We start from the raw sequence: 12,102 nt of genomic DNA, 5'->3' as shown, positions 1-12,102 counted from the left end.
TTTAACCCGGCAATCCCCACGCAAACCCCGATTTATCAACGGCTCCAGCGTTTTTCCACAGCACCCGCCAAGTTACCCCCGAACTCTGTTGGCGCTTCTGTGGATAAGGTGTTCGCCATCCTCTGCAAGCCACGTAATCCGTGCCATGCGGCGATTTGATCAAAAAATACTCAATCGCTAATGGAAACCCTGCTTCTGGATAAGTCACGGTTTTTCTTCACAAAAACCCGTTTATTTTTCCAGGTCATCCACAGTTGTCCCCATTAGCTGTGGGTGGCTATGTGGATAACTTGTTCGCCAAACCTTGTAACCCCCGGCTGGCTTAGTCCAAAAGGCAATTGATCAGATTTCATACAGTTCTAAGAGGCTGCCTTGACTTCGATCCGGTGCCTGTCTTCACTGCAATGGCACAAGGACAGCCGTCACTTATCCACATCTGGTTCAGGGAGAACGCGTGATGGATACCCAGCCACACCGCCTGGCCCTCAATCCCTGCACGCTCCGTGCTCCGCCGGCACCTTCGCCGCGCAAGCGCACGTTGCGTCGAGCCGCCAATCAGCACGCCCGCCTGTAGCGCCTGATTCCTGCCCAAACCGTTGTACTGCCGTCGGGATTTCCCGGAGGCCAGGTGCCCGTTCGCCCATTGATTGCAGGCAACCGCAGAGTTGCCCCATCTGCCTGAGAGAGGAACCACCTCATGACACGGATCGCAACGCCCATCAGCGAAATCAAGGAACACTACGACGTGATCGTCATCGGCTCCGGGTACGGCGGCGGCATTGCCGCGTCGCGCCTGTCCCGGGCCGGTAAAAAGGTCTGTCTGCTGGAACGTGGTCGGGAAATCCGGCCCGGCGAATACCCCAACACCATGATCGCCGCGACCGAGGAATTGCAGGTACATGATCCGGACGGCCACATCGGCTCGCGCACCGGGTTGTTCGACCTGCACGTCAACGCCCAGCAGAACGTGGTGGTCGGTTGCGGCCTCGGCGGCACGTCGCTGATCAATGCCAACGTTTCCCTGGAGCCGACCGATGAGGTATTCCAGGATCCACGCTGGCCACTGGCGGTGCGCAATGACCAGGACGGCTTACTCAAGGCGGGCTACGCCAAGGCCCGGGAGATGCTCAAGCCCAATCCCTACCCGAGCACCGCGCCGAACCTGCCGAAGCTTGATGCCAACAAAAAGTCCGCAGACTTCCTCAAGCAAGGCGCGCACTTCTACAAGCCGCCGATCAACGTGACCTTCGACAAACTGCCCAACAACCTCAACCACGTCGGCGTCGAGCAACTGCCGTGCAACCACTGCGGTGACTGCGTGTCGGGCTGTAACAACAAGGCCAAGAACACCACGCTGATGAACTACCTGCCGGACGCCACCAACCACGGCGCGGAGATTTTCTGCCAGGCCCAGGTGCGGCATCTGGAGCGCGACGGCAACGGCTGGATCGTGCACTTCCAATACCTGGACAGCGGCCGCGAGAAGTTCGACGCGCCGACGCTGTTTGTGAAAGCCGACATCGTCGTGGTGTCTGCCGGCACTCTCGGCTCCACCGAAATTTTGCTGCGCTCGCGGGACAAGGGCCTGGTGATGTCCGGCCAGCTCGGCGAAAACATGAGCGGCAACGGCGACATCCTCGGCTTCGGCCACAACTGCGAGCAGACCATCAATGGCATCGGTTTCGGCGCGCATTCGGCCAAGGAACTGCAACCGATCGGCCCGTGCATCACCTCGATCATCGACATGCGCACCGAGGGTGACCGCAGCAGTCGTATGGTCATCGAGGAAGGCTCGATTCCCGGCGCGCTCGGCCGGCCGATGGTGCCGGCGATGGCCGGGTTCGCCGAGATGATCGGCAAGCCCACCGACGACAGCTTCAGCGGCAAAGTGAAGTACAAGGAGCGCGAAGCCGAAAGCTTCCTGCGCGGCCCGTATCACGGCGCGCTGCACAACATGCAGACCTACCTGATCATGAGCCACGACAGTGGGCAGGGACGCATGGTCCTCGACAACAAGGATCAACTGCGCATTGACTGGCCGGGCGTCGGCGAGCAGGAAAACTTCAAGATCGGCAACGAACGGCTGTACCAGAGCACCAAGGCCCTGGGCGGGATCTGGGTGGAGAATCCGATCTGGACCAGGCTGCTCAAGCACAGCATCGTCTCGGTGCATCCGCTGGGCGGTTGCGTGATGGGCGAGGACGCCGCGCAAGGCGTGGTCAACCACAAGGGCCAGGTGTTCAGTGGCGCCAGTGGCACTGATGTCTACGCCAACCTGTACGTGACCGACGGCGCGGTGATCCCGACATCACTGGCGGTCAACCCGCTGCTGACCATCTCCGCCGTGAGCGAGCGCAACATGGGCCTGCTGGCCGCCGATCGCGGCTGGACGATCGACTACACGCTGCCGTCGGCGCCGCGCAAACAGACCGCACCGCCGACTCTCGGCGTGCAGTTCACCGAAACCATGAAGGGCTACTTCTCCCGCGCCTTCACCGCCGCGCAAAGCACCGATCTGAAGGTTTATGAGGCGGCTGCCAAACGCGGCGAGGCGGACAACTCGCCGATCGACTTCACCCTGACCATCACCGCCAATGACCTCAACCGCATGATCAAGGAGCCGGAACACGCTGCGACCATCGTCGGCACGGTGATCGCCCCGGCGCTGTCGCCGGAACCGCTGACTGCCAGCAACGGCGTGTTCAACCTGTTCGAGCAATTCGAGCAGCAGGTCGATACGCGTCACATGAAATACGACATGAAACTGACCGCCGAGGACGGTAACGACTATTTCTTCAGCGCCTTCAAGACCGTGCCGGAAGACAACGGCGTGCTGAACATCTGGCACGACACCAGCACTCTCTACGTGACGCTGTATCGCGGGCCGGACAAGACCGGCGAGGTGATCGGCTCCGGGGTGATGCACATCAAACCGACCGATTTCGCCAAGCAGATGGCCACCATGAAAGTCCTCAATGCGCGCAACGAGCGTGAGCGCATCGAAGGGCTGGCGCGGTTCGGCAAGTTCTTCGCCGGGATTCTCTGGGAGAGTTATGGCGGGGTGTTTGCCGGTGACAAATACTTCAACCCCGACGCGCCACCACGGCTGAAACGGCCACTGGATGCACCGACGCCGGCCGTGCATTTCTTCTCCACTGAAGACCGCGTGCAGTTGCGCCTGACCCGCTATCAGGCCGGCAGCAAAGGCCCGGTGATGCTGGTGCATGGTCTGGGGGTGGGCTCGAATATCTTCTCCACCGATACGATCCAGACCAACCTGCTGGAGTTTCTCTGCAAGCACGACTACGACGTGTGGCTGCTGGATTTCCGGGTGAGCATCCTGCTGCCGGCAAGCAAGAAGGAATGGAACGGCGACCAGATCGCCCAGTACGACTTCAAGGCCGCCATCGCACAGATCCAGCAGGAAACCCACGCCAAAGACGTGCAGTGCGTGGTGCATTGCTACGGCGCGACCACGTTCTTCATGTCGCTGCTCGCCGGTTTGCAGGGTGTGCGTTCGGTGGTCTGCTCGCAGATTGCCGCCGATACGGTGGTCGCGACGGCAACGGGGCTGAAGGCCGGTCTGCACTTGCCGGGAATGCTCGATGCGATCGGCATCAAATCGATGACCGCTTATGCCGACAGCAAGGAGAACTGGTTCAACCGGCTCTACGACAAGGCGCTCAACGGCTACGCGCGGATCGAAGCCCAGGGCTATTGCACCAACCCGGTGTGCCACCGCATCACCTTCATGTATGCCTCGCTGTATCGCCACGACACCCTCAACGAAACCCTGCACGACAACCTGCACGAGTTGTTCGGCGAGTCGAACATCGAGACCTTCGAGCACCTGGCGCTGATCGTGCGCAAAGGGCATCTGGTGGATTTCAAAGGGCACGACGTATACATGCCGCACTTTGATCGGCTGAGCATGCCGATCTGCTTCATCAGCGGCGCCGACAACCAGTGTTATCTGCCGGAAAGTACGCTCAAGACTTATCAGCGGGTTTGCGAGAAGCACGGGCCGGAGCGCTACAGCCGGCATGTGGTGCCGGGTTACGGCCACATCGATTGCATGTTCGGCAAGAACGCGGTGGTCGATGTGTATCCGATCATCCTTGAGCACCTGGAGAAAACAGCCCTCGGTTGATCTCGGACCGAGTCGACTGCATCGCTGGCAAGCCAGCTCCCACATTGGATAGTGCCAGGCACTAATCCTGTGAACACCTCTAGACCCTGTGGGAGCTGGCTTGCCAGCGATAGCGGTATATCAGGCGCTACACCTCTCCAGTCTGCACAAGGAAATGGATGATATGGACAGCTACATCCGCTGGTTTCAACGCTTCATCTGGCTCGGCATTGCGATGAACATGGTGTTCGCGATCCCGGCGCTGTTTGCGCCGGGGTTGCTGACATCGGTGGTCGGCCTGCCGCCGCAACTCTCCGACCCGTGGCTGGAAAACGCCGGGATGCTGCTGGTGGGCATCAGCGTGTTCTACATGCCGTCGGGCTTCAACGCGCCGCGCTATGTGGTGCACTCCTGGCTCTGCGTGCTGACTCGGCTGATCGCGGTGGCGTTCTGGATCTACCTGATCAACACCAGCAGCCAGGGCTCGGTGTTCGTGCCGATGCTGATGGGCGACCTGAGCTTTTTCCTGATCCTCGGCATCCTGCTGTACCTCGGCACCACGCCGGAAAACCGACCCCTGGCGCTGCTCTGTGACGGCTGGCGCGAATGGCGCGCAGCGTGGGCGCGGCAGTGGCAGAGTCACGCGTTCAAGGTCGGCACGCTGATCGTGCTGGCGTTGCTGGCGTTCATCGGTTACCAGACCTGGTATCAGATGCTGCGCGTGGTGCCGGAGCAGGATTACGCCTCCGACGAAGATCACTACAAATACGCCGCCATCGGCCTCGGCATCGAAGCGCGGATTCCGTATTACCTGTTCTCGGTATTGCCGCAGATGTGCCCGGAAAAACTGCCGAAACCCGGTGGCTGGGAAGTCTTCGGATTCCTGTTCGAGAACGGCAAGGACCTGCCGATCGGCATGGCCAAGCGGCAGATCGGTTACCCGACCGTCGAGCCGAACTGCGCGCTGTGCCACACCGGCTCCTATCGGGCGAATGCCAGCGACGTCGCGGTCAATGTGCCGAGCGCCCCGGCCAACACCCTGCAACTGCAGGCCTTCCAGTGGTTCGCCTACGATTGCGCCAGCGACCCGAAATTCACCACCGACGCGGTGATGGCGGCGATCAACAGCAAGTTCCAGCTGGGCTTCTTCGAGAAGATCTACAACCGTTACTTGATCATCCCGATGGCCAAGACCGCGCTGCTCAAACAGAAGCAGGCCTACGCCTGGCAGAAACTGCGCCCGCAACAGGGGCCGGGGCGCACCGACACGTTCAACCCGACGAAAATGGTGGTGTTCGGCTTCCCGGATGACTCGACCATTGGCACCGTCGACCTGCCGCAAGTGTGGAACCAGAAACCCCGGGAATCGATGTACCTGCACTGGGACGGCAATAACAACAAGATCCACGAGCGCAACTACGCCGCCGCGATGGCGGTGGGCGCGACGCCGGAATCGGTGCTGCCGCCGAGTTTCAACCGGGTGACCAACTGGCTGCTCGGGCACAAGGCGCCGGCGTGGCCGTGGGCACTGGATCAGGCCAAGGTCGCCCAGGGCAAACCGGTGTGGGAGGCCAATTGCGCGGGTTGTCACGATTTCGGGCGTACCGATACCGGGCAGGTCACCACCAACATCGATCAGCTCGGCACCGATCCGCACCGGCTGAACTCGTTCACCACCGGGTTGGTGGCGGCGTTCCACACCTTCAAGAAACCGCCGTTCGATTTCGGCGCCTACCGCAAGACCCAGAGCTACAGCAACACGCCCACCGACGGGATCTGGCTGCGTGCGCCGTACCTGCACAACGGCTCGGTGCCGACCCTGTGGGATTTGCTGCAACCGCCGGAAAAACGTCCGCAGGTGTTCATCACCGGCTCCGATGTCTACGACCCGGTCAACGTCGGCTTCGTCACCAGCGGCGCCCAGGCCAAAGCCTCGGCGGATTTCACCTACGACACGCGCCTGGAGGGCAACCACAACAGCGGCCACCTGTACGGCACGACGCTGTCGGACGACGACAAGCGTGCGCTGATCGAATTCATGAAAACCCTGTGAACCCTTACGGATAGAGGATTACGCCATGTCAGCGGTCGGACATCTGAAACACGAATACGACAAGGTCAAGGTACGCCTGCACGGCTTGCTTACGCGCATCGAAATGGCCTGGATGAAGCTCATCAGCGAGCTGGAGCCGCAGGAGTTTCAAGCCATCATCAAATTGCTCCAGCGCGGTCACGATCAGGCGCAATACGTGCTCAAGCACGGCGAGCTGCCGGACGACGAGCCGGCGGTGCCGTGGGAGTTGTCCCACGGCCTGTCGATCCTGCGCATCGGCAACGCGACGCCGTTGCCGCAATCGCCCGATCAACTGCAGACCAAGGTGCTCAAGGACGGCACGCTGCTGGGCTGTCGCAAGTGGGAGCTGCTGGATCTGTTGTGGAGCGAGGCGCTGCTCAAGTGGATCGAAAACCTGCGCCATCACGCGACCTTCGGCACCGATCCGGCGCTGGTGACAATGGAGCGCGAAGTGACGCTGGCAATTGCCGGCGACTGGGGCACCGGGCCGTTCAACAGCCATGCGCCGGCGGTGTCGGTGGCCAACCAGATGCAACTGGCCAATGCCGATTTCACCATTCACCTGGGGGATGTCTATTACGCCGGTACTCACTCCCAGGAAGACACCGACATGGCCGGCTGGCCGATGGGTACGCACGGCTCGTTCACCCTCAATTCCAACCACGAGATGTACAGCGGCGCCCACGGTTATTTCAAGGAACTGGCCGCACGTTTCCCGGGCCAGCAGGGCACCAGCTACTTTGCCCTGATCAACGACGACTGGCTGATTGTCGGACTGGATACGGCGTACGCCTCGGACGTGATGAACCTGTACATGGACGGCACGCTGAACAAGCCGCAGATCGAGTGGATGAAAGGCCTGCCGAAACGCAAGAAACTCATGGTGCTCAGCCACCATCAGGGTTTCGACATCACCGGGCACAACAAGACCGCGCTGTATCAGCCGGTTTGCGATGCCCTGGGGCGCGAGCCGGATTACTGGTACTGGGGGCATCTGCATAACGGCATCGTCTACGCGACTCAGGGCGGGTTGCATGCACGCTGCGCCGGGCACGGGGCGATTCCCTATGGCACCACCAGCGAGCTGAACGGGCATTCGCGGGTGTTGTTTTCGGAGACGAAGGATGCGAACGATCCGGACTATCCGCTGCGGGTGTTGAACGGGTACGCAAAGATCAGGTTGGTGGGGGAGGAGATTTTTGAAGAGTTTATCGGGGAGGATGGCAGCGTGAGGTGGTCATCGAAGTGAGGGGTGTCTGTAAGGACGCCATCGCGAGCAAGCTCGCTCCCACAGGTTTTGTGGTGCTCACAACATTAGTGCACACCGAAGAACCCTGTGGGAGCTGGCTTGCCAGCGATGCTTTTAGCCTTGGACCGGTACGCCTTTGAGGTACGGCGCCGGCTCGGCCCCGAGGTTGCTCAGCATCCGCTCGCTGTACCAGTCGACGAAGTTGACCACGCCGAACTCATAAGTCTTCGAGTACGGGCCCGGCTGGTAGGCGGTGGAGTTGATCCCGCGCTGGTTTTCTTCCGCCAGGCGCCGGTCCTGATCGTTGGTCGCGTCCCACACCTTGCGCATGCGCTCGACGTCGTAATCCACGCCTTCCACGGCATCCTTGTGGACGATCCACTTGGTGGTAACCATGGTTTCCTGGGCGCTGATCGGCCACACGGTGAACACGATGATGTGGTCGCCCATGCAGTGGTTCCACGAGTGCGGCAGGTGCAGGATGCGCATCGAGCCCAGGTCCGGGTTTTTGATCCGGCCCATCAGCCTGGCGCAGCCCTGTTTGCCGTCCATGGTCATCGACACGGTGCCCTTGAGCAGCGGCATGCGCACGATGCGGTTACGCAGGCCGAAACTGGCGTGGGCGTAAGGGATCTTCTCGGCTTCCCAGGCAGCGGCGGAGGCGGCGACGTGGTCCTTGAACGCCTGATCGGCGCGCGGGTCGGTGACGTCGTCCCATTCCAGCAGGGTTTTCAGCAGCTCGGGGTGCGAACCGTTGCAGTGGTAGCACTCGCGGTTGTTTTCCAGCACCAGTTTCCAGTTGGCCTTTTCCATCAAGGTGGTGGTAATCGCCACCTTGGTGTTCTCCATGTCGTACGGTTCCATGTAGTGGTTCAGCGTCGACAGGAAGTCATCAATGGCCGGCGGGTTCTCCGCCAGGCTGATGAAGATGTAGCCGCCGGCGGTCTTCACGTTCACCGGTTTGAGGCCGTACTGCTTCATGTCGAAGTCGGCACCCATCTCGGTGCCGGCGAACAGCAGGCGGCCGTCCAGCTCATACGTCCACTGGTGGTAGTGGCAGACCAGTTTGGCGACCTTGCCCTTGTCGCTGGTGCACAGGCGCGAGCCACGGTGGCGGCAGACGTTGTGGAACGCGTGCACCACGCCTTCTGCGCCGCGAATGACGATGATCGGGTTCTTGCCGATCTGCAGGGTGATGTAGTTGCCCTTGGCCGGGATCTCGCAGGTCATGCCGGCGATCAACCACTCTTTCTGGAAGATCTCCTGCATGTCGATATCGAACAGGCGCTCGTCACTGTAGAACGGTTGCGGCAGCGAATAGGTGCGCTCGCGTTCCTGCAGCATTTGTGCGGTGGCCTTGCGTGCGGGTTCCAGCAGGTCGCCCAGGCTGATTTTTGCGGTGTCCATCGATGAATTCCTCAAGGCCATCTGCGTGGCCGCGAAAGTGGCTGATCTGGTGTGCGGCTAAAGGGTGCTACGCAAGGTGTAAAGAAACGGTTTGTAGTAGGGGCGAGTGTGGGGCCGGCGCTGCCCGGAACCTTATCCATGGGCGACATGGTGCAATCTGTTCCCGACGCGCAACCCCCGGTGGTTGGGGGCTGGTCGCGATAAGTATGTCAATGTCGCGGATAGGTAAACGGGCGCTTCACGCTATACGCAGAATCGCCACATGAAGGCCGACAGTCGGCCGTGGAGAACAGCATGTCCAACAGCTTCCTGAATCCGGTCACCACCCAGACCTGGGCCAATGGCCGACACATCGTCCGTTGCGTCAAAGTCATCCAGGAAACCTGGGATGTGCGCACCTTCTGCTTCATGGCCGACCAGCCGATCCTGTTCTTCTTCAAGCCCGGGCAATTCGTGACCCTGGAGCTGGAAATCGAAGGCCAGCCGATCATGCGTTCGTACACCATTTCCAGTTCGCCATCGGTGCCGTACAGCTTTTCGGTGACCATCAAGCGCGTGCCCGGAGGCAAGGTCTCCAACTGGCTGCACGACACGTTGCATGAAGGTCAGGAGCTGGCGGTGCACGGGCCGGTCGGTCTTTTCAACGCCATCGACTTCCCGAGCCCGAAAGTGCTGTACCTGAGCGGTGGCGTCGGCATCACCCCGGTGATGTCCATGGCGCGCTGGTTCTACGACACCAACGGCAACGTCGACATGACGTTCATCCACAGCGCCCGCTCACCGAAAGACATCATTTACCACCGCGAGCTGGAACACATGGCGTCGCGGATCGACAACTTCAGTCTGCACTTGATCTGCGAGAAGCACGGGCTGGGCGAGCCGTGGGCCGGCTATCGCGGTTACCTCAACCACAAAATGCTCGAACTGATGGTGCCGGACTTCCTCGAGCGCGAAGTCTTCTGCTGCGGCCCGACGCCGTACATGACGGCGGTCAAGCGCCTGCTGGAAAACGCCGGCTACGACATGAAGCGCTATCACGAGGAGTCCTTCGGCGCCACGCCACCGGAAGCCCGTGCCGACGCGGTGGAGCAGGCCGAACAGGCGGCGGAGGCACCGGAAGTGCCGGCGGCGGATCTGCACCTGGTGGAATTCACCTCATCGGACAAGAGCATCCGCGTGGCCCCGGGCGAGACCGTGCATGCGGCGGCGGCCAAGGTCGGCCTGATGATCCCGAAAGCCTGCGGCATGGGGATCTGCGGGACGTGCAAGGTGCTCAAACTGGGCGGCGAAGTGGAGATGGATCACAACGGCGGGATCACCGAGGACGACGAGGCGGAGGGGTACATTCTTTCTTGCTGCAGCGTGCCGAAGGGGGATGTTCGGATCGAATATTGAGTGGTACTTCAAAAGCCCCCTCACCCCAGCCCTCCCGAAACGTCGGACCGCCCGGAGGGAGAGGGAGCTGATTGGGGGATGCTCAAGGAATACGCCGACCTGAATCTTCTTTGCCGAATCCATAATCGATAAGGTCTTGCAGGTCGATGTAGCTCGCAAAACAACTCGGTCGGTTCCCTCTCCCTTTGGGAGAGGGCTAGGGTGAGGGGAGGGGCTCACAGACACACTGATCAATCCACAAACAAATCCGTCATCAACTTCGCATCACTCCCCGGCTCAAAGCGGTAATGATCGAACCCGGTCACGCCGCTCTCCCGCAAAATCTCCTCATCAATCAACAACCGCCCGGTAATCCGCCGTCCGCTGCTGCCCAGAATCACATGCGCCGCATCTGCCATGATCGCGGGCGTCCGCGCATGCTTGAACGACTCCCGATTGCCCAGCTGAAACTCAATCGCCGCCGTGGCAATCATGGTCTGCGGCCACAGCGAATTGACGCTGATGCCGTAGTTGGCGAATTCCTCGCTCATGCCCACCGTCAGCATGCTCATGCCGTACTTGGTCACGGTGTAGGGGCTGTACTGGGCGAACCATTTGCTGGCCAGATTCAGCGGCGGTGACAGGTTGAGGATGTGCCCGGAGGACTTTTTCAGATAGGGCAGGGCGGCCTGGCTGCACAGCAACACCGCGCGCGTGTTGATCTGGTGCATCAGGTCGAAACGCTTGAGTTCGATGTGCTGCACACCGGTCAACTTGATCGCCCCGGCGTTGTTCACCAATGCATCGATCCCGCCGAAATGTTCATTGGCCTGAGCCAGCGCCTGACGCACCGCGTCTTCATCCCGCACATCCAGTTGCAGCGCCAGGGCCTTGCCGCCGGCCGCTTCGACTTCAGCGGCGACGCTGTGGATGGTGCCGGGTAACTTGGCGTGCGGCTCGGCGCTCTTGGCCGCGATCACGATATTGGCCCCGTCCTGTGCAGCCCGCAGCGCAATTTCGCGCCCGATGCCACGGCTGGCGCCGGTGATGAACAAGGTTTTGCCTTTTAGCGACATGCGCAAGCTCCTGCTTATTGTTATGTGAGCGATGGCTCGACAGACAATGTAGACGATGGAGCTGAAACGGGAGGGAGCCAGATCGTTCCCACGCTCCGCGTGGGAATGCAGCCCTTGACGCTCCGCGTCATTACGGTGCCAGACGTTGCATCAGCGGTGAGGCAGGAACGCGGAGCGTCCCGGTATGCATTCCCACGCAGAGCGTGGGAACGATCTGCGTGTTGGATATTGGGGCTTCAGTACCAGCGCTGAACCTCGATCAATCCGTCCAGCCCTGCATAGTTTCGGGCACTCGAATACCGCCAGTGTTCCGGCAACTCCACATAACCACGCTTTACCGGGTTGTTGTGGATGTAATCGAGTTTCTGTCGCATGACTTCTTCGCTGTAGACCATCTCTGCGTGAGCACCTTCCTGCCACATCTGATACACCCTATCTTCCTTGTGTGCCCGTTTGCTGAAGCGAAGACGCTTCAATGCTCTTTCGGCACCCTTGCTTTGCAGGTCATCAATGATCTGTCGGGCGGTGAAGGATTTGAACTGGCTCAGGCATTTGCTCAGGTCCGGCGCCTGGGCGACGAAGTGCAGGTGGTTTTCCAGGATCACGTAACCGTAGAGCTTCAGATCCTGATGGATTTGTTGATAGCGCCAACAGCTGAGCAGGTGGTCGACGAGGTAGGGGCGGACGAACAGTGGCAGCCACTCCACCAGCGTGCAGGTCAGGAAGTGCGGCTTGTCGGGTTCGGTGATGGTGTAGCGGCTTCGGCCCATGGGATTCATCCTTGAATCTTGCG

7 protein-coding genes are annotated in these 12,102 nt (G+C 60.7%); 4 read left to right on the top strand and 3 right to left on the bottom strand.

All coding sequences use genetic code 11. The features are described 5' to 3' along the window. The first annotated feature begins 697 nt into the window (after positions 1–697). The 3 genes from IHQ43_RS26885 to IHQ43_RS26875 all read left to right on the top strand — a co-directional run bounded on the left by IHQ43_RS26885 (position 698) and on the right by IHQ43_RS26875 (position 7,452). Complete coding sequence (locus IHQ43_RS26885) at positions 698–4,150, top strand: GMC family oxidoreductase N-terminal domain-containing protein (RefSeq protein WP_192562667.1); 3,453 nt, start codon at positions 698–700, stop codon at positions 4,148–4,150. A gap of 163 nt (positions 4,151–4,313) precedes the next feature. Further along, on the top strand, positions 4,314–6,182 hold the full coding sequence (locus tag IHQ43_RS26880) for a c-type cytochrome (protein ID WP_192562666.1): 1,869 nt from the start codon (positions 4,314–4,316) through the stop codon (positions 6,180–6,182). A 25-nt stretch (positions 6,183–6,207) separates the two neighbouring features. Then, positions 6,208–7,452 (top strand): metallophosphoesterase family protein, encoded by a 1,245-nt coding sequence (locus tag IHQ43_RS26875; RefSeq protein ID WP_192562665.1) that lies wholly within the window; start codon positions 6,208–6,210, stop codon positions 7,450–7,452. A 114-nt stretch (positions 7,453–7,566) separates the two neighbouring features. On the opposite strand, the gene gbcA is transcribed toward IHQ43_RS26875, so the two are convergent. Further along, positions 7,567–8,859 carry a glycine-betaine demethylase subunit GbcA gene (gene gbcA / locus IHQ43_RS26870; RefSeq protein WP_192562664.1) on the bottom strand — a complete coding sequence of 431 codons (1,293 nt, stop codon included), beginning with the start codon at positions 8,857–8,859 and terminating at the stop codon, positions 7,567–7,569. A gap of 294 nt (positions 8,860–9,153) precedes the next feature. Here gbcA and gbcB point away from each other — a divergent pair, with 294 nt between their 5' ends. After that, positions 9,154–10,254 carry a glycine-betaine demethylase subunit GbcB gene (gene gbcB, locus IHQ43_RS26865; RefSeq protein WP_011336281.1) on the top strand — a complete coding sequence of 367 codons (1,101 nt, stop codon included), beginning with the start codon at positions 9,154–9,156 and terminating at the stop codon, positions 10,252–10,254. Positions 10,255–10,484: 230 nt separating this feature from the next. On the opposite strand, the gene IHQ43_RS26860 is transcribed toward gbcB, so the two are convergent. Together IHQ43_RS26860 and IHQ43_RS26855 are read right to left on the bottom strand one after the other, a co-directional pair. After that, positions 10,485–11,309 carry an SDR family oxidoreductase gene (locus IHQ43_RS26860; RefSeq protein ID WP_192562663.1) on the bottom strand — a complete coding sequence of 275 codons (825 nt, stop codon included), beginning with the start codon at positions 11,307–11,309 and terminating at the stop codon, positions 10,485–10,487. 236 nt (positions 11,310–11,545) lie between these two features. Continuing rightward, positions 11,546–12,079 carry an REP-associated tyrosine transposase gene (locus IHQ43_RS26855; RefSeq protein WP_192562662.1) on the bottom strand — a complete coding sequence of 178 codons (534 nt, stop codon included), beginning with the start codon at positions 12,077–12,079 and terminating at the stop codon, positions 11,546–11,548. Positions 12,080–12,102: the final 23 nt, after the last annotated feature.

The sequence above is a fragment of the Pseudomonas gozinkensis genome (assembly GCF_014863585.1).
Lineage (GTDB): Bacteria > Pseudomonadota > Gammaproteobacteria > Pseudomonadales > Pseudomonadaceae > Aquipseudomonas > Aquipseudomonas gozinkensis.
Note: the sequence above shows the minus strand (reverse complement) of the source record. Positions and strands in the feature narration are given on the sequence as shown.